The sequence below is a fragment of the Rathayibacter sp. PhB186 genome (genome assembly GCF_003751825.1).
In the GTDB taxonomy this organism is placed as follows: domain Bacteria; phylum Actinomycetota; class Actinomycetes; order Actinomycetales; family Microbacteriaceae; genus Rathayibacter; species Rathayibacter festucae.
In genome coordinates this window covers 1-17,477 of record NZ_RJKO01000011.1, presented here as the reverse complement: position 1 = coordinate 17,477, position 17,477 = coordinate 1, and the positions used below count along the sequence as shown (strand labels likewise).

Sequence of the window (17,477 nt, the reverse complement as noted above, 5' to 3'; positions counted from 1 at the left end):
TCGAGATCCCGAGCAGACGGAAGGGGCGCTCCGCCGCAGCGGAGCGCCCCTTCCTCCGTGCTACTTCTTCAGGAACTCGAGGACGACGCGGTTCCACTCCTCGGCGTGGCTGACGTTGACGCCGTGCGGGGCGCCGGCGACGACGTGGAGCTCGGAGCCGGGGATCGCGGCGTGCGTGCGCGCACCGGAGCCCTCGAAGGGGACGGTGCCGTCGCCGCCGCCGTGGATGACGAGCGTCGGAACCGTGACCTTCGGCAGGTCCTCGCGGAAGTCGGTGCCGGCGAACGCGGCCATGCAGGCCAGCGCGGCGTGCTTGGACGACTGCTTCGCGAGCGCGAGCGCGTCCTGGCGCTGCGCCTCGGTGACCTTGAGCTCGCCGTTCACCGAGAAGAACTCGGTGGTGAACTGCTCGTAGAACGAGTCCTCGTCCTTGGTGAGGCCGGCGGTCATCTCGGCGGCGGCCGACTTCTCGAGCGGTCCGTCCGGGTTGTCGTCGGTCTTCATCAGGTACGGCGGCACGGCCGACGCGAAGACGACGCTGTGCAGGCGCTCGGTGCCGTACTTCGAGAAGTAGCGGGCGACCTCGCCGCCGCCCATCGAGAAGCCGACGAGCGTGACGTCCTGCAGGTCGAGCTCGGTGAGCAGCGTGTGCAGGTCCTCGGTGAGGGTGTCGTAGGTGTAGCCGGTGAGCGGCTTGTCGCTGCGGCCGAAGCCGCGGCGGTCGTAGGTGATGACGCGGAAGCCGGCCGCCGCGAACGCGGGGACCTGCTCGCTCCAGGACTCGCCCGACAGGGGCCAGCCGTGGATCAGGACGACGGGGCGACCCGAGCCGCCGGTGTCGTCGACGTGGAGGTCCGTGTCCTTGAAGAGGCCGTGGTGGGCGGTGATCTCTGCCATGAGTCGTGCTCCTTCCGGCGCCGTGGATCGGCGTCAACTGTCTGTTCGAAGGAGTGTGGCGCCGCGGATGGGGAGCGAGCCGTGAGGGGAGGGGCCCTTGACAGCCCCTCCCCGTGCTGGTTACGAGAGCGCGTCGACGGCGGCGAGGATCGCCTCGGTCTCGGTGCGCGTCGTGTAGTCGACGTGCACGTCGGCGAAGCGGACCACGCCCTCGGCGTCGAGCACCAGGACGGTCGGGAACGGGATCGCCGGGGTGTCGTCGGCGTTCGAGTCCTTCACCGCGAAGCCGAGCGCCGTGTGCGCCTCGATCGCCGCGTCGCTGGGGGCGGTGACGATGCCGAGCTCGGTGGCGAGCGCATTGCCCGGGTCGGTGACGACGGTGAAGCCGAGCTCGCCGCCCAGCGTGGCGGAGGCGTCGGGCGTCTCCGGGCTGACCGCGACGAAGGCGATGCCGCGGCTCGCCAGCTCGGGGGCGAGGGTCGCGTCGTAGTGGCGCAGCGTGATGTTGCAGTAGGGGCACCAGGCGCCGCGGTAGAAGACGAGCACGGCCGGGCCGTCGCCGAGGAGGGAGGAGAGCGCGACGCTCTCGCCGCCCTCGGTGACCACGGTCGCGCTCGGCAGCCGCTCCCCGGCCGCGACGGCTCCGGCGGGGACGCCGTTCTCGACGAGGTCGGCCTGCTCGCTCGCGAAGACCGTTGCGAGCTCGTCGCCGATCGTCTCATTGAAGCCGGTGGTGAAGTCGGCGGTCTGCGCGCCGATCGTCGCGGTGGTCTGCTCGGTGGGCATCGTCGTCTCCGTCCAGGCGGCCGTGGATCGGACGCTCCGGCGCGATCGTAGGGACGCGGACTCGGAGCGGACCTGGGCGACGTCACGGTTCGTCATGAAGAGCCTCCGGGCGCAGACGAAGACGCCGCCCCGGATCGCGAATCGCGACCGGGACGGCGTCCGTGCTCCCGCTGGAAGACGGGGAGGCGCTGCTGCGGACTACTGGAATCCGCCGCCGCGGTCCTCCGGGTCCTCGACGGGGTCGGAGTCGGGGGCGTCGAGCGCGTAGGTCACGTGGACCGACTCGCCGACCTCCTTCGCCGAGACGGACGTGTAGACGAGGTGCGTCTCCTGGCCGTCGACGGCGGCGTAGACGTCGACCGACTTCTCGTAGCCGCCCTCGGTGCTGACACGGGTCTCGGTCTGGCCGTCGAACGGCCCGCCCTGGAAGAAGGCGAGGTAGCTCTCGCCCTCGGAGAGTTCGCGGATGTCGTTGCTCATGGGACAGGTCTACCACTCGGGATCGAGCGTCCGCCGGGCGGCCCGTGTCCGCGGCTCCCGCCGGGCGGCGAGAACGTAGGATGACGGGGATGACGATCGGACGCCGCCTCTTCCTGTCGGGAGCCGCCTCGGGCGCCGGTCTCCTGGTCCTCGCGGGCTGCACTCCGCCGCGGCCGACCCCCACGCGCTCCGTCACCGAGGCCCCGGTGCCCACGCCCAGCACCACCGCCGTGCCGACGCCGGCCGCGTTCGTCCGCTCCGGCTGGGCCGAGGACCCGTACGCACTCGGCGCCGTCTCCTACCTCGCGGTCGGAGCCACCCCCGAGCACCGCGACGACCTGGCCGGGAACGTGCTCGACCGCCTGTTCTTCGCCGGCGAGGCCACCGACTCCCAGGAGCCGGGCACCCTGCAGGGCGCCTGGAACTCCGGGGTCCGCGCGGCCGGCGAGATCGCCGCGATCGCCGAGGAGGGCGAGCGGATCGCGATCATCGGCGCCGGTCTCGCGGGCGCCGTCGCCGCCCGCCGCCTGCTCGACGCCGGCTACGACGTCGCGCTGGTCGAGGCGCGCGACCGCGTCGGCGGCCGCATCGCCACCAGCACCCCCGACGGCTGGCCGATCGCCGTCGACAGCGGCGCTTGGGCGCTCGTCGGCGCCGGCCCCGCGCTGCGCGAGAGCGTCCTCGACGCCGGGATCACCACCTCCGCCGTCGACCTCGCGACCGTCCTCTCGAGCACCGACGACGGCGACCGGCCCGACGTCGGCGACACCGCCGCGAAGGCGCTCACCCGTGCGCTCGAGTGGGCGGCGGAGCAGCCCACCGACCTGCCGCTCGCCGATGCCTTCGCCGGCTCCGGCGCTCCCGACCCGGCGGCCGTCGAGCCCGGCAGCGGGGACGGCGACGCCGCCCGCCTCGCCGCGTTCCTCGCGGGCGGCCCGGTGCTGCGCACGGGCGCCGCACCCGCCGAGCTCTCCGCCTGGTACGGGCTGGGCGACGCCTCGGCCGCCAGCACCGCGGAGGACGTCGCCGACTCCTCCGAGGAGGCCTCCGCGGTCCTCACCGACGGCCTGGCGCCCCTCGTCGAGACGCTGCTGACCGACGTCGAGATCTCGCTGCGCGCGGCCGTCAGTGGCATCGGCTACAGCGACACCGGCGCGAGCATCCGGCTCGCGACGGGGGAGTCGTTCACCGCCGACCGCGTCCTCGTCACGGTGCCGATCGGGGTGCTGCAGAGCGACGCGATCGCGTTCGATCCGCCGCTGCCGTTCGCGCACCGCACCGCGATCGCGGCGATCGGCTCCGGGGTCGCCGAGACGCTCTGGCTCCGCTTCGACGAGCCGTTCTGGGACACCGATCCGGCCCTGCCCCCGCGCTGGTCGCTGGTGGGCTCGGCGGCCGGGATCACGGAGTGGCTGAACCTCGAGCCGTCCACCGGCGAGGCGGTGCTCGTCGGGCTGGTCGGCGCCGATCAGGCCCTGTCGCTGCAGTCGCTCAGCGACGACGAGCTGCTCGTGGTCGCGCAGTCGGCGCTCACGCCGTTCGCCGTCGCTGCCGGCTGAGCCGCTCGCGCAGCCGGGCGAGCGGGCCGCGCCACTCCGTCGCGCGCGCCGCACCGAGCGGCCGGACCCGGCTGAGCGCCAGCATGAAGGCCGCGATGCCCGAGATCAGGCCGAGCACGATCACGTCGTAGACGACGAACATCACCGGGCCGTCGACCTGGGCGGGGTCGAGGAAGAAGTAGGGGTACCAGCCGATCAGCGCGCCGCGCACCAGCGTGATCACGCCCCAGACGATCGGGAAGCCGAGCACGGTGAGGGTGCCGCGCCAGGCGACGGGGCGGCGGCCGGGGGCGAGGAGCCAGTCGAGCAGCGCGAGCGTCGGGATGACGAAGTGCAGCAGCGCGCTCGACCACGGCACGTCGACGCGGACACCGCGGTTGTTCGCCTCCACCGCGATCAGCCCGAAGACGATGCCCGAGACGACCATGTAGGTCAGGACCAGCGCGCGCAGGGTGCTGAGCCAGCGCGGCTCGCGCTCGCGGGCGAGGGCGACGATGCCGGAGAGTCCGAGGACGACGACGCCGGCCATGTTCGACTGCGTGGTGAAGTACGCGAAGAAGTTGTCGATCTGGAACAGCCGGAAGCCGAGGGTGTAGAGGAAGTCGCCGACGAGCCCGACGGCCCCCAGACCCGCGAGCGCGAGACGGAGGATCGCGAACGCCTTCCGCACACCCGCTCCGATCCGTCGCCTCGACCAGCCCGGAGGGCCGGACGTCCGGACGATTCTACGGTCGCGGCGCTCCGAGCTCCCCGGGCGGGGGCCGTGCGGTGGGCGTCCGGGACCGCCGGAGCGAGGTGCGCACGGGATACCGTGCACTATGCCGTTCACGCCGAGCCACGCCGTCGTCGCTCTGGCGTTCACGAACAGCCGCATTCCCGCCGCGGCGGTCGCGATCGGCGCGATGGCCCCGGACATCGGCCTCTACCTGCCGCTGCGCTGGGCGCGGGACGCGACGCACTCGATGCTCGGGGTCGTGACGGTCGACCTCGCGGTCGGCGCCGTCGGCCTCGTGCTCTGGCTGGTGCTGCTCCGGCCCGCCTGGCGCGACCTCGCGCCGTGGATCGTCCGGGTGCGCCTGCGGCCGCCGCCGGCACCGCCGAGCACCGCGCGGGCGAGGACGGCGGCTATCGTCCTGGCGGTGGTCGGGATCGTGATCGGCGCGGCGTCGCACGTGCTCTGGGACGCCTTCACCCACGACGGCGGTCCGTTCGTCGCGGCCCTGCCCTTCCTCCGCGAGGAGCTCGGCCCGTTCGCGGGCTACAAGTGGGCGCAGTACGCGAGCGGGGTGCTCGGGCTGGTGGGTCTCGGGATCGGCGCTCTCGTCTGGTACGTCGCCCGCCGGCCGCACCACGTCGCCGTCGACCACCGCGGCCCGGCGCGGGTCGCAGCGTGGACGGCCGTCCTCGCCGCCGCGGTCGTCCCGGCGGGCGTGGTGCTCTCGGGCTCGGGGCTCGACCCGTTCGAGGAGGCGTACCGCTCCTACGTCGTCGACGCGGCCGTCCTCACGGTCGTCTGGACGACCGCCGCGCTGCTCGCGGTGGCCGTCCTCTGGCACCTCGCGCTCGGCGTCGCACCACGCCAGGGGGCTGACGCGGATCCGTCGTGAGGAGGATGCGCGGGTGCATAGCCCGCCGATAGCGTCGATGACGGCCCGTTGGGGCGGGCCGCCTTCGGGGGAAGGCACAAGGGGAAATCGAGGGCCCGCGGCGAGTCGCCGCGGGCCCTCTACCTGTCTGCGGATGCGGTCTTGCACGATCACGCCGCTTCAACGCGCCCGCGCCCGGCACATGCTGGTCGAGTAGCCCCGCCAGGGGCGTATCGAGACCCACCATCACCAGCAGGGTGGGTCTGCGTGCTCGTCTCCCGGCGCTGGTGGATCTCGATACGCCCGCTGCGCGGGCTACTCGATCAGCATGAGGCGGGAGCGGCGGCCGACGGTCCAGCCGCGAGCCGCGGCTCGCGTCCACGGCGGCGTCGCCGGCGGGCGCCGGGCTAGCGGCGCTTGCCGCCGCCCTTGCCGGCGGGCTTCTTCGGGCGGGTGGCCGCGGCGGTGCGCGAGCCGCTGCGCGGGGCGCCCTCGCCGGCCGCGCCCTTGGGCAGGACGGAGGCGGGCGGGATGGGCCGGCGGGTGACGGGGCGCACGGGCTCGCCGCGGCGGGACTGGCCGGGGATCGGTCGCGAGCGGCGGCCGTAGATCAGCTCGGAGGAGTCGAGCAGCCACGGCACGAGTGCGACGGTGACGCCGTGCACGAGCAGCAGCTTCTGGCGGATGCGGCGCGACTTGTGGTTGTGGAGGAAGCCCTCCCACCAGTGCCCGACGATGTACTGCGGCATGTAGACGGTGATGATCTCGGAGCCGTGCTCGAGGCGGTGCGCCTTGATGTACTTGATCAGCGGGTACGAGATGTCGCGGTACGGCGAGGCGATGCAGCGCAGCGGGACCTCGATGTCCATCCGCGCCCAGTCGGCCTTGAGCTGCGCGGTCTGCGCGTCGTCGATCGACGAGTGCACCGCCTCCAGCGACTCGTGCCGCGCGGCGATGGCGTAGTCGAGGGCCTTGAGCGTCGGCTTGTTCATCCGGCCGACGAGGACGACGGCGTGGTCGCCGTTCGCGCCGAAGGTCGTGGTCGGGTCGACCTCGATCTCCTTCTCCACATCGCGGTAGTAGCGGTAGACGCCCGCCATCAGCACGCCGAGGATCGGCATCACCAGGTAGACGAGCCACGCGCCGTGGGTGAACTTCGTGATCGTGACGACGACGAGCACGGCGAAGGTGAGCGTGGCGCCGAAGAGGTTGATCGCGAGGCTCGTCTTGACGGTGCGCGAGCCCTCGCCGTTCTTGATCATCCGGATCCAGTGCTTCACCATGCCGGACTGCCCGAGGGTGAAGGAGACGAAGACGCCGATGATGTAGAGCTGCACCAGGCTGGTCAGCGAGGCCTGGTAGACGAGCAGGATGATCGCCGCGACGAGCGCCAGGATGATGACGCCGTTGGAGTAGATGAGGCGGTCGCCGCGGGTGTTCAGCGACTTGGGCGCGTAGCCGTCGCGGGCGAGGACCGAGCCCAGCAGCGGGAAGCCGTTGAACGCCGTGTTGGCCGCGAGCAGCAGGACGGCGGCGGTGGCGGCCTGGATCACGAAGAAGAGGATCGTGTTGTTGCCGAAGGTGGCGGCCGCGACCTGCGCGATCACGGAGCGCTGCGGCGTCGTCGCGCAGTCGGTGAAGCCGACGAGGTGGCAGGCGTTCTCGGCGTAGTGCACGTTCGAGAGCAGGGCGAGAGCGGTCAGCCCGACGAAGAGGACGATCGCGATCGTGCCCATCGCGACGAGGGTGCGCTGCGCGTTCTTGACCTTGGGGACACGGAAGGCGGGCACGCCGTTCGAGATCGCCTCGACGCCGGTGAGCGCGGCGCAGCCGCTGGCGAAGGAGCGCAGCAGCAGCAGGACGATCGCGGCCTGAGTGAGCTGCTCGCCCTGCACCGTGTAGCCGGCCGACTCCGCGATCGGGGCGTCGCCGAAGGCCGCGCGGCCGAGGCCGACGACGACCATCACGAAGACGCTCGCGACGAAGAGGTAGGTGGGGACCGCGAAGGCCTTGCTCGACTCCGAGACGCCGCGGAGGTTCACGGCGGCCAGGAGGATCACGAAGAGGATCGCGAGCTCGACCCGGAGCGGGGCAAGCGCCGGGATCGCGGAGATGATGTTGTCGACGCCGGAGGCGACCGAGACCGCGACGGTGAGCACGTAGTCGACCAGGAGGGCCGCGGCGACCGTCAGCCCCGCCGTCTCGCCGAGGTTGGTGCGGGCGACCTCGTAGTCGCCGCCGCCCGAGGGGTAGGCCTTGATCAGCTGCCGGTAGCTGAGGACGACGACGACCAGCAGGACGACGACGCAGCCGGCGACCCAGGGCGCGAAGGTGAGGAAGGAGAGGCCGCCGAGCAGCAGGATCATCAGCAGCTCCTGCGGCGCGTAGGCCACGGAGGAGAGCGGGTCGCTCGCGAAGATCGGGAGGGCGAGCCGCTTCTGCAGGAGCTGGCCCTCGAGCTTGTCGCTGGAGAGCGGTTCGCCGATGAAGAAGTGCTTCGCGGTGCGGAGCTCGTTCGCGTCGGCGTCGTCCGCACCGGTGGGGGACGCCTTCGCGCCCGAAGGGGGGCCCTCGTGTGTCACGAGCGACGACACTACTCCGTGGCCGGGGGCAGTCAAGCCGCCCGCGTTCCAGCCGGACGAGCGCTGAACCCGCGCTGTGACCGGGCATTTCCGCAGCTGTCGGGCAAGCGGTTCCAATGAGGTCCCCATCTGTGGGACAGGGGGTCAAATCACCCTCGAACTGGGGCCACCCTCGACGCTGTGAAATCGCCCGAAGTCTGTTGAAGTCGAAGACAGGTCACTCCGATGGGGGGAGCCGACGGGTTCCGCCCGTCGACGCTCGGAGGGATCTGCACCGTTCCGCCGCCTCCCGGCCTCTGACCCGAGCCCCGCTGCAGCGGCGCGGGCGCTCGCTCGGAGTGCCTGCGTCGACCCGCCCGCACCACGACAGGTCGGCCGAGACGCCGACAGAATCGACGGAACCCGTGTCCACTTCCCGCACTGCCGCGCCGCCGGCCCGCTCGCGCCTCTGGCGCGCAGCCGGCCTGGCCACCGCGCTCGCCGTGACCGCCGGCATCGCCCTCGCCGGCTCCGCCCCCGCCCAGGCCGCCACGACCGGCCAGTACCTCGTGTCGGTCGACTCGAGCTCGATCTCGGAGCAGGTCGTCCGCGCGCTCGGCGTCGCCGACGACGTGCAGTTCGAGGGCGGCGTCGCGGGCTTCACCGCCCCGCTGACCGAGCGCCAGAAGGCGGTCCTCGAGGCCGACTCGCGCGTCCTCGGCATCACCCCCGCCGACCAGGTCGTCGACGGCCAGGCGCAGACGACCCCCTCGCACGTGCTCACCGCGGAGGCCGACAAGGCCCCGGTGCGCGCCGGCGACGGAGTGACGAACTACACCGGCCCGGCCGTCGCGGTCATCGACTCCGGCGTGAGTGCGCACCCCGACTACAACCTCAAGGAGCAGATCAACTGCTTCGGCTCGGGCACCGCCGCCGACGCCAACGGCCACGGCACCGGCGTCTCGGGCTACATGGCCGCCTACGACAACGACTCCGGCTCGGTCGGCGTCGCGCCCGGCGCTCCGATCTACTCGGTCCGAGCGCTCGACGCGAACAACCGCGGCAACACCGGCACCCTGATGTGCGCCCTCGACTGGGTGTCCGCGAACGCGGCGAAGTACAACATCAAGGTCGTCAACATGTCGCTCGCCACCTACGGCACCGACGACGGCAACTGCGGCCGCTCGAACGGCGACGTGATCCACCAGGCGATCTGCGACCTCGAGGCCAAGGGCATCGTCTCCGTCGGCTCCGCGGGCAACACCTCCGAGGACCTCGCGGGCTGGATCCCCGCCGCCTACGACGAGGTGCTCGCCGTGACCAACATGGCCAACTACGACGGCAAGCCCGGCGGACTCGGCACGGCGCCCTGCGGCGTCCAGACCAAGGACGACGCGGTCTCGACCAACAGCAACTTCGCCGTCTCGGCCGCTGACCAGAAGCACACCATCGCCGCCCCCGGCATGTGCCCGTACACCACCAAGAAGGGCGGCACCTACGCCTACATCCAGTCGGGCACCAGCATGGCGGCCGCCGGCACCAGCGGCGTCGTCCTCGACTGCATGGCCGCCGGTGGATCGTGCGCGGGCAAGAGCCCGGCGCAGGTCCGCGCCCAGGTCATCGCCCAGGCGAAGGCGGCGACCGAGCGCGGCCGCACCTTCCAGGGCGACCCGACCCGCCCCGTCGCCGGCCGCTACTTCGGCTACGCGGTGAGCACGATCCCCGTCGGCACCGTTCCGACGCCGGACCCGACGCCGACGGCCACGCCGACCGCGACTCCGACGGCGACGCCCACCGCGACTCCGACGGCCACGCCCACGGCGACCCCGACCTCGACTCCGAAGCCGACCGCCACCCCGACGCCGACCGCGACGCCGACCACCCCGCCGGCGACCGACACGCAGAAGCCGACGGTGAGCATCACGTCGCCCTCGACCAACACCACGGTCGTCGGCTCGATCCGCCTCGTGGCCTCGGCCAGCGACAACGTCGGAGTGACGGCCGTCGCGTTCTACGCCGGCGGCACGAAGCTCGGCAACGGCGTGCTGCAGTCGAACGGGACGTGGACGCTGTCCGCCAACTCCAAGTCCTACCCGAACGCCAGCTACCAGGTGACGGCCAAGGCCCAGGACAAGGCCGGCAACGTGACCACCAGCTCGGCGATCACGCTCCGCGTCGCGAACTGAGCTACTGAGAACCGAGAAGAGCGGTTCAGGGGCGTGCCGTGTGCACACCCCTGAACCGCTCTTCTCGGTTGAGACCTTCGTTCTGCAAGCGGAAGTCTCCGACGCGCAGGGGCGCCGGAGCCGCACCGACTCGCCCGAGAAGGCTCGTTCTCCACCCCGAGAACGAGCCGTCTCGGGCGAGTCGGTTCGCGCCGCAGCGTCAGGGGCGGGTGGCGGCGCCGATCAGGCGGGTGAGGGTGTCGCGGACGGTGGTCAGCTCGTCGAGGGGGAGGTCGAGGCGCTCGACGATCTGCGGCGGGACCTGGAGCGCCCGCTCGCGGAGGGCGGCTCCCTCCGGGGTAAGCGCGACGTCGAGGCGGCGCTCGTCCTCGGTGCTGCGGGCGCGCGTGACGTAGCCGCCGGCCTCCAGGCGCTTCACCAGCGGGCTGAGGGTGGCGGGCTCGAGGCGCAGGGCGGCACCGAGGTCGGCGAGCGAGCGCGGGGCGCGCTCCCAGAGCGCGAGCATCACGAGGTACTGCGGGTGGGTGAGGCCGAGCGGCTCGAGCACGGGGCGGTAGAGGCCGATGACGGTGCGGGCGGCCACGGCGAGCGAGAAGCAGACCTGGTTCCGCAGGGCGAGCGGGTCGGTGTCCACAGGATCGGTCACCACGGCTTCGTCCTCCACGGATTCGTCCTCCCTTTCCCCTCGCGCACTGATCATTAGTACACTAAGCATATGGCCAAGCCGACCCGCTCCCTCTACCAGCGCTTCAACGCGCGGCTCTTCCCCTGGCTCGGCCCGCCGCCGCTCGGGCCCTACGACCAGCCCGAGCCCGAGGCTCCCGCCGGCCGCGCCTGCCCGCTCTGCGGCCGCCTGATGTCGGAGCACGTGATCGACCGCAGCGGCCCGCGCACGCAGCTCTACTGCCCGGACGCCGTCGCAGACGAGGACGCCGCCACCGTCGCCTGACGGCCCGATCGGCCCCTCCGGCGTCGCACGTCCCCTTTCGGGGGTCACGGGGTCGCGCCGCCGGGGGCGGATGATGAGCGCATGTCCCGTCTGCGCTCCGACTCCGCCCGTGCCGTCCAGTTCTCCCGCTTCGGCGGCGTGGACGTGCTCGAGATCGCCGACATCGCGCGGCCCCAGCCCGGGCCGGGGGAGGTGCTGGTCGAGGTCCTCGCAGCCGGCGTGAACCACATGGAGGCGTTCATCCGGCGCGGGATGTTCGACTCCGACCACTCCGCGGCCTTCCCGATGCGCCAGGGCACCGACTTCTCCGGCATCGTCGTCGGCCTCGGCGAGGGAGTGACCGACCTCAAGCTCCGCAGCGACGTCGTCGGCCACGCGCTGGTCGGCTCGCACGCCACCCACATCGTCGTCCCGCGGGAGAACCTGGTCGCCAAGCCCGCCTCGGTGAGCTGGGAGGTCGGCGGCGCGCTCTTCCTCGCCGGCGTCACCGCCTGGCGCGCGATCGAGGCCACCCACATCGGACCGGACGACACCGTGGTCGTCTCGGCAGCGGCGGGCGGCGTGGGCAGCATGGAGATCCAGCTGGCCAAGCTGCGCGGCGCGACCGTGCTCGGCACCTGCGGCGAGCGCAACTTCGACTACCTCCGCCAGATCGGCGTGAAGCCGATCGTCTACGGCGACGGCATCGCCGACCGCATCCGCGCCGCGGCGCCGAAGGGCGTGACCGTCTTCCTCGACAACTTCGGCGGCGACAACGCGGCGCTGGCCGAGGAGCTCGGGATCGAGCCGGCCCGCTTCCACTCCAGCGACGACCGCAAGGAGATCGAGCTGCGCGCCGTCTGGCCCGACGCCGAGACCGCGCGGCGCGACACCGAGATCCTCGGCGAGCTGGTCGCGCTGGTCCGCGACCAGAAGCTGCGGGTGCTGGTCTCCGGCTTCTACCCCTACGGCTTCGTCCAGGACGCGTTCGACGACCTCGAGAAGCGGCACTCCCGCGGCAAGATCGTGCTCGGCATGAACCCGGTCGACGCGGGGCGCGTGACCAAGGCCCGCGACATCCACGAGGCCGGTGCCTAGCGTCGGCCCTCGGGCCTAGGCTCGGCTCTCGGGAGGGAGCCGCGTGGAGGAACCGGTCGTCGCCATCATCTGGATCGTCTCGTTCGTGGTCGTCACCGTGCTGGTGACGGGGCTCTCGGGCAAGGCGGGCTGGTCGGCACCCGTGGCGCTGGTCGCCGTCGGGGCGCTGGCCTCCTTCGTCCCCGGGATCCCCGAGGTGGTGGTCGAGCCGGACGTCGTCCTCTACGGGATCCTGCCGCCGCTGCTCTACGCGGCGGCGATCCGCACCTCGGTGCTCGACGTCCGCGCCCGCGGCGACAGCATCCTGCTGCTCTCGGTCGGGCTCGTGGTCTTCACGGTGCTGGTGGTCGGCGCGGTCGCCTGGGCGGTGGTGCCGGCGGTCTCGATCGCCGCGGCCCTGGCCTTCGGCGCGATCGTGGCGCCGACCGACGCCGTGGCGGTGACCGCGATCGCGGGGCGGCTGCGGCTGCCGCGGCGGATGCTGACGGTGCTGGAGGGCGAGAGCCTGCTCAACGACGCGACCGCGCTGGTGGCGCTGAACGCGTCGCTGCTCGCGATCGTCAGCACCGTGACGCCCGGCGGGATCGCGCTCGACTTCGTGCTGGCCGTCGTGGTCGGCGCGGGGGTCGGGATCCTGATCGCGGTCGTCCTCGGCTTCGTGCGCAAGCAGGTGTCCTCCTCGGTGCTCGACACGAGCCTCTCGCTGGTGACGCCGTACGTCGCGTTCATCCCGGCGCAGCTGCTGCACGGCTCGGGCGTGCTCGCGGTCGTGGTCGCGGGGCTGTTCCTCGGCTTCCGGGCGCCGGTCATCCAGTCGGCCCAGGCGCGGATCGCGGAGTCGTTGAACTGGCGCACCATCCAGTTCCTGCTCGAGAACGCCGTCTTCCTCTTCATCGGGCTGAGCCTGTCCTCGGTGGTCGCGGCGACCGCCGACTCCGACATCGGCGTCTGGCAGGGGATCGGCATCAGTGCGGCGCTGCTCGCGGCGCTGATCGGCAGCCGGGTGCTCTGGATGTGCCTGACCACCGTGCTCTTCCGGCACGGACCGCGGCGGCTGCAGCAGCGCGGCTGGACCTGGCCGACCGCGCTCGGGGTGTCCGTGGCCGGAATCCGCGGGGTCGTCACGCTCGCGGCCGCGTTCCTGCTGCCGGCGGAGACGCCGCAGCGGGCGTTCCTGCAGTTCCTGGCGTTCGTGGTGGTGGCGGGGACGCTGGTGCAGGGGCTCGCGCTGCCGCGGGTGCTCCGGCTGCTCAAGCTGCCGGCGCCGAACGAGCAGCAGGAGCACGTCGAGAAGCAGATGCTGCTGGCGGAGGCGCAGTCGGCGGGTCTCGCGCGGCTCGACCAGGAGCCGCAGGACGGGGTCGAGGAGCGGGTGCTCGACCGGCTGCGGCGGAACGCGGTGTTCCTCGCGGACGCGCTGGAGAATCCGCCGGAGGGGGAGGGCGCGGAGCCGCTGACCCACTCCTACAACCGGCTGCGCCGCGTGATGATCGCGGCCGAGCGCGAGGCGGTGCTGAAGGCGCGCGCCGAGGGGCGCTACCAGGAGCCGGCGGTGCGCAGCGCGCTGGCGTTCCTCGATGTCGAGGAGGAGGCGCTGGCGGTGGGGCGGCAGTAGGCGGCCTGCCTCGGCCGCCTGGAGCGAGCGGTGAAAATCCTATAGGATCGACGGGTCCGGCCGGAGGGCCGGCGCACTCGATGATGAGGAGCCGACGAGCATGACCCGTCTCTGGAACGAACCCGCCGACTTCGCCGACGACATGGTCGACGGCTTCGTCCGCGCCAACGGCCGCTGGGTCCGCAAGGTGGTCGGCGGGGTCTCCCGCTCGACCCGCTCCGAGGAGCCCGAGGTCGCGGTGGTCATCGGCGGCGGCTCCGGCCACTACCCGGCCTTCGCCGGACTGGTCGGGCCCGGCCTCGCGCACGGCGCCGCGATGGGCAACCTCTTCGCCTCGCCGTCGGCGCACCAGGTCGAGTCGGTGATCCGCGCGAGCGAGCAGGGCCGCGGCGTGCTGCTCAGCTACGGCAACTACGCCGGCGACGTGCTGCACTTCACCGCCGCGCAGGACGCGGTGCGGGCCGACGGCATCGACTGCCGCACCGTCACCGTGACCGACGACATCTTCAGCGCGAAGCCCGAGGAGGCGCACAAGCGCCGCGGCATCGCCGGCGACCTCACCGTCTTCAAGGTGGCCGGGGCCGCGGCCGCCGCGGGCTACGCGATCGACGACGTGGAGCGGGTGGCCGTGCTCGGCAACGCGCGCACCCGCTCGCTCGGCGTCGCCTTCACCGGCTGCACGCTGCCCGGGGCCGACGAGCCGCTGTTCTCGGTGCCCGAGGGTCGGATGGCGGTCGGCCTGGGCATCCACGGCGAGCCCGGGATCGACGAGGTCGACATCCCGAGCGCCGCGGAGCTCGCCGAGCTGTTCGTGAAGCACCTGCTCGCCGACGCCGAGATCCCCGAGGGCGTGAGCGTCGACGGCGCCCGGGTCGTCCCGGTGCTGAACGGGCTCGGCTCGGTGAAGAGCGAGGAGCTGTTCGTCGTCTTCAGCACGATCGCCGACCTGCTCGAGGCGCGCGGGATCACCCTCGTCGACCCGCAGGTGGGCGAGTTCTGCACCAGCTTCGACATGGCCGGCGTCTCGCTGACGCTGTTCTGGGTCGATGAGGAGCTCGAGACGCTGTGGACGGCGCCGAGCGACACCCCGGCCTTCCGGACCGGGGCGGTCGACGGCGGCGCGCTCGTGGCCGTCACCGCGACGCAGGCCGAGGAGGTCGCTGCCGAGGTCGGCGAGGCCTCGGAGGAGTCGCGCGCCGCGGCGGCACGGCTGTCCGACGCGATCGCGGCGATCCGCGACGTGATCGACGCGAACGCCGACGAGCTCGGCCGTCTGGACTCGATCGCGGGCGACGGCGACCACGGCATCGGCATGCAGCGCGGGGCGCGGGCGGCCGCGCAGGAGGCCGCCGACGTGCTCGAGCGCGGGGCGGGCGCCCAGACGCTGCTCACCCGGGCCGGCGACGCCTGGTCGGACCGCGCGGGCGGGACCTCCGGAGCGCTCTGGGGGGTCATCCTCCGCGGTGTCGGCGAGGCGCTCGGCGACGACCGGGCCGTGAGCGCGCGCGAGGTGAGCGCGGGAGTGACCGCCGCCTCCGACGCCGTGCGCGGCTACGGGAAGGCGAGCGTCGGCGACAAGACGATGGTGGACGCGCTGGTGCCGTTCGCCGAGACGCTGGCGGAGCGAGCCGGCGCGGGGGACGCGCTCGCCGACGCGTGGGGCGCCGCCGCGGTGGCCGCTCGCTCGGCCGCCGACGCCACGTCCGATCTGATGCCCGGGCTCGGCCGCGCGCGCTCGCACGGCGAGAAGTCGCTCGGGACGCCCGACCCCGGCGCGATCTCGTTCGCGCTGATCGTCGAGGCGATCGCGCCGCAGCTCGGTGCCGCCTCCGGCACCGCATCGATCACGACTGCACCGTCCACGACTGCACCGTCCGCGACTGCACCGACCACGACTGCACCGTCCACAACCGAGGGAGAGACCGCATGAGCACCACCTGGAGGATCGTCGTCGGATCCGATGACGCCGGCTACGACTACAAGGAGATCCTGAAGCGCGATCTCGAGGCCGACGACCGGGTCGTCTCGGTCGTCGACGTGGGGGTCGATGCGGAGTCGCACACGCCCTACCCGAGCGTCGCGATCGCGGCGGCCGAGCTGGTCGCGCGCGGCGAGGCCGACCGGGCGCTGCTGATCTGCGGCACCGGCCTGGGCGTCGCCATCGCGGCGAACAAGGTCGAGGGGATCCGCGCCGTCACGGCGCACGACTCCTTCTCGGTGGAGCGCGGCGTGCTCTCGAACGACGCGCAGGTGCTCTGCATGGGGCAGCGCGTCGTCGGCATCGAGGTCGCCCGGCGGAACGTGCGCGAGTGGCTCGGCTACGTCTTCGACGAGTCGAGCGCCTCGGCCGCGAAGGTGGAGGAGATCGTCGCGTACGAGCGCTCGGGAGCGACTGCGTAAGCTGAGCCGACCGCTGTGCCGAGCGCCCCGAACCGGGTGATCCGCGGCGCGCCCCTTCCGCACCGACCCGCGAGGCTGTGATGACCGACGCCGTGTTCCGCCTGACCGGCGCGGAGTCGATCGAGCGGCGGGGGCTGCGCGACCACGTCTACGAGCGCGTGCTCGACGTGCTGCTCGGCCCGGACATCGAGCCGGGCATGCGCCTGTCGATCGACGCGGTCGCGCGCGAGCTCGGCGTCTCGCCGACGCCGGTGCGCGAGGCGCTCGTGCAGTTGGAGCGGACCGGCCTCGTCACCCGGGTGGCCAACAAGGGCTACCGGGTGGCGCCGCCGCTCGCCGACGACCAGCTCGATGCGCTCTTCGACGCGCGGCTGGTGCTCGAGAGCGGCGCGGCGGCGCTCGCGTCGGCGCACGAGGCGGCGCTGGTGCCGCGGCTGCAGGAGGCGCTCGCCGCGCACGAGGCGATGACCGCCGTCGTGCGCGCGGCCTCGACCGAGGGCGAGCTGCCGGTGGCGCTGCTGCGCGAGTACTTCGCGGTGGACTGGAACTTCCACCACCTGATCTTCGAGGGCACGCACAACCCGTTCCTGATCGACATGTCCGAGGCGATCTCCACGCGCGTGCACCGGATGCGCCAGACCGTGCAGACCGGCGTCAGCGACGCGGACGACGCCGTGCTGGAGCACCGGGCGATCGTCGACGCGTTCGCGGCCGGCCCGGAGGCGGCGGCGGCGGCGATGCGCGTGCACATCGAGCGGGTGCGCGAGCGCTCGCGCCGCGACTCCGTCCGCTGACGCTGCGGCTGCGCGGGCTTCGCCGCCGGGCGTGACCTTTCGGCTCGTGGTCTCGGCCCGGGCTCGCGGAATCCGGCGGTTCCGGCGTGCCGGAGGTCGTTCCGCGTGCCGGAGGTGGCAGGGGCTGAACTCGGGCTCGTGAAATCGGCCTGGGCTCGTGGAATCGGGCGGTTCCCGCGTGCCGGAGGGTGATCCGCGTGCCGGAGGTGGCCCGACGGTGCACTGTCAGGGCGAGAGGTGTGCGCGAGTACGGCGACTCATGCTGGTCGAGTAGCCGCGGAGCGGCGTATCGAGACCCGGCGTCTGCAGAGGGTGGATCTCGATACGCCCGCGATGCGGGCTAATCGATCAGCATGGACCGCGCGATGCGCTGGCTGCCTGATCAGCAGGGGACCGGCCGTGGGCCGGGCTGTCCGATCTGCAGGCGGTGAGCCGACTCGTGCTGGTCGAGTAGCCGCGGAGCGGCGTATAGAGACCCGAAGTCCTGCAGAACGGTGGATCTACTTGGAAAGGGATGGTGACCTTTCACGCGGTTCTGGGGGTGAGGGTGACGTCGTAGCCGAGGGTCGCGAGGGTTCGGAGGGCGT

The 17,477-nt window shown here is 72.6% G+C and carries 15 protein-coding genes; 9 read left to right on the top strand and 6 right to left on the bottom strand.

All coding sequences use genetic code 11. The annotated features are described in order from the left end of the window. Nucleotides 1–60: 60 nt before the first annotated feature. From EDF45_RS19475 to EDF45_RS19465, 3 genes are all read right to left on the bottom strand, one after another. Nucleotides 61–897, bottom strand: coding sequence for an alpha/beta fold hydrolase (locus tag EDF45_RS19475; RefSeq protein WP_123741048.1), 837 nt, complete (start codon nucleotides 895–897; stop codon nucleotides 61–63). A gap of 120 nt (nucleotides 898–1,017) precedes the next feature. Then, on the bottom strand, nucleotides 1,018–1,779 hold the full coding sequence (locus EDF45_RS19470) for a peroxiredoxin-like family protein (RefSeq protein WP_260312379.1): 762 nt from the start codon (nucleotides 1,777–1,779) through the stop codon (nucleotides 1,018–1,020). Nucleotides 1,780–1,881: 102 nt separating this feature from the next. Further along, nucleotides 1,882–2,163 (bottom strand): oligoribonuclease, encoded by a 282-nt coding sequence (locus EDF45_RS19465; protein ID WP_123448078.1) that lies wholly within the window; start codon nucleotides 2,161–2,163, stop codon nucleotides 1,882–1,884. An 89-nt stretch (nucleotides 2,164–2,252) separates the two neighbouring features. Between EDF45_RS19465 and EDF45_RS19460 the strand changes: the two genes are divergently transcribed. Continuing rightward, a complete protein-coding gene (locus EDF45_RS19460; RefSeq protein WP_123741047.1) occupies nucleotides 2,253–3,722 on the top strand; it encodes an NAD(P)/FAD-dependent oxidoreductase in 1,470 nt (489 codons plus the stop codon). Here the strand turns inward: EDF45_RS19460 and EDF45_RS19455 are convergent. After that, nucleotides 3,694–4,392: a Pr6Pr family membrane protein gene (locus tag EDF45_RS19455; protein WP_123706324.1), complete on the bottom strand. Its 699-nt coding sequence runs from the start codon at nucleotides 4,390–4,392 to the stop codon at nucleotides 3,694–3,696. The genes EDF45_RS19460 and EDF45_RS19455 overlap by 29 nt on opposite strands. Nucleotides 4,393–4,540: 148 nt before the next feature. Here EDF45_RS19455 and EDF45_RS19450 point away from each other — a divergent pair, with 148 nt between their 5' ends. Further along, nucleotides 4,541–5,329, top strand: coding sequence for a DUF4184 family protein (locus EDF45_RS19450; RefSeq protein WP_123741046.1), 789 nt, complete (start codon nucleotides 4,541–4,543; stop codon nucleotides 5,327–5,329). Between the two features lie 386 nt (nucleotides 5,330–5,715). Here the strand turns inward: EDF45_RS19450 and EDF45_RS19445 are convergent, their stop codons facing one another. After that, complete coding sequence (locus EDF45_RS19445; RefSeq protein ID WP_243582199.1) at nucleotides 5,716–7,794, bottom strand: APC family permease; 2,079 nt, start codon at nucleotides 7,792–7,794, stop codon at nucleotides 5,716–5,718. Between the two features lie 500 nt (nucleotides 7,795–8,294). Here EDF45_RS19445 and EDF45_RS21490 point away from each other — a divergent pair, with 500 nt between their 5' ends. Further along, nucleotides 8,295–10,055, top strand: coding sequence for an Ig-like domain-containing protein (locus tag EDF45_RS21490; protein ID WP_165909070.1), 1,761 nt, complete (start codon nucleotides 8,295–8,297; stop codon nucleotides 10,053–10,055). Nucleotides 10,056–10,254: 199 nt separating this feature from the next. On the opposite strand, the gene EDF45_RS19435 is transcribed toward EDF45_RS21490, so the two are convergent. After that, nucleotides 10,255–10,689 (bottom strand): MarR family winged helix-turn-helix transcriptional regulator, encoded by a 435-nt coding sequence (locus EDF45_RS19435; RefSeq protein ID WP_123741053.1) that lies wholly within the window; start codon nucleotides 10,687–10,689, stop codon nucleotides 10,255–10,257. 81 nt (nucleotides 10,690–10,770) lie between these two features. Here EDF45_RS19435 and EDF45_RS19430 point away from each other — a divergent pair, with 81 nt between their 5' ends. The 6 genes from EDF45_RS19430 to EDF45_RS19405 all read left to right on the top strand — a co-directional run bounded on the left by EDF45_RS19430 (nucleotide 10,771) and on the right by EDF45_RS19405 (nucleotide 16,890). Further along, on the top strand, nucleotides 10,771–11,004 hold the full coding sequence (locus tag EDF45_RS19430; protein ID WP_123741044.1) for a hypothetical protein: 234 nt from the start codon (nucleotides 10,771–10,773) through the stop codon (nucleotides 11,002–11,004). Between the two features lie 81 nt (nucleotides 11,005–11,085). Further along, nucleotides 11,086–12,081: an NADP-dependent oxidoreductase gene (locus EDF45_RS19425; protein WP_123741043.1), complete on the top strand. Its 996-nt coding sequence runs from the start codon at nucleotides 11,086–11,088 to the stop codon at nucleotides 12,079–12,081. Between the two features lie 43 nt (nucleotides 12,082–12,124). Next, nucleotides 12,125–13,696, top strand: a complete 1,572-nt coding sequence (locus EDF45_RS19420) for a sodium:proton antiporter (protein ID WP_123741042.1) — start codon at nucleotides 12,125–12,127, stop codon at nucleotides 13,694–13,696. A 100-nt stretch (nucleotides 13,697–13,796) separates the two neighbouring features. Further along, nucleotides 13,797–15,626 carry a dihydroxyacetone kinase family protein gene (locus EDF45_RS19415; protein WP_123741041.1) on the top strand — a complete coding sequence of 610 codons (1,830 nt, stop codon included), beginning with the start codon at nucleotides 13,797–13,799 and terminating at the stop codon, nucleotides 15,624–15,626. Further along, the gene (locus EDF45_RS19410) at nucleotides 15,623–16,096 is read left to right on the top strand and encodes a ribose-5-phosphate isomerase (protein WP_123741040.1); all 474 of its coding nucleotides are present in this window, start codon (nucleotides 15,623–15,625) and stop codon (nucleotides 16,094–16,096) included. Before EDF45_RS19415 ends, EDF45_RS19410 begins: the two co-directional genes overlap by 4 nt. An 80-nt stretch (nucleotides 16,097–16,176) precedes the next feature. Continuing rightward, the gene (locus EDF45_RS19405) at nucleotides 16,177–16,890 is read left to right on the top strand and encodes a GntR family transcriptional regulator (RefSeq protein WP_123448089.1); all 714 of its coding nucleotides are present in this window, start codon (nucleotides 16,177–16,179) and stop codon (nucleotides 16,888–16,890) included. The last annotated feature ends 587 nt before the right edge of the window (nucleotides 16,891–17,477 follow it).

Coding starts and splice junctions, on each gene's coding strand:
- EDF45_RS19405 (WP_123448089.1), top strand. CDS start 16,177: ATGACCGACGCCGTGTTCCGCCTGACCGGCGCGGAGTCGATCGAGCGG.
- EDF45_RS19415 (WP_123741041.1), top strand. CDS start 13,797: ATGACCCGTCTCTGGAACGAACCCGCCGACTTCGCCGACGACATGGTC.
- EDF45_RS19470 (WP_260312379.1), bottom strand. CDS start 1,779: ATGACGAACCGTGACGTCGCCCAGGTCCGCTCCGAGTCCGCGTCCCTA.
- EDF45_RS19450 (WP_123741046.1), top strand. CDS start 4,541: ATGCCGTTCACGCCGAGCCACGCCGTCGTCGCTCTGGCGTTCACGAAC.
- EDF45_RS19410 (WP_123741040.1), top strand. CDS start 15,623: ATGAGCACCACCTGGAGGATCGTCGTCGGATCCGATGACGCCGGCTAC.
- EDF45_RS19465 (WP_123448078.1), bottom strand. CDS start 2,163: ATGAGCAACGACATCCGCGAACTCTCCGAGGGCGAGAGCTACCTCGCC.
- EDF45_RS19460 (WP_123741047.1), top strand. CDS start 2,253: ATGACGATCGGACGCCGCCTCTTCCTGTCGGGAGCCGCCTCGGGCGCC.
- EDF45_RS19425 (WP_123741043.1), top strand. CDS start 11,086: ATGTCCCGTCTGCGCTCCGACTCCGCCCGTGCCGTCCAGTTCTCCCGC.
- EDF45_RS19475 (WP_123741048.1), bottom strand. CDS start 897: ATGGCAGAGATCACCGCCCACCACGGCCTCTTCAAGGACACGGACCTC.
- EDF45_RS19430 (WP_123741044.1), top strand. CDS start 10,771: ATGGCCAAGCCGACCCGCTCCCTCTACCAGCGCTTCAACGCGCGGCTC.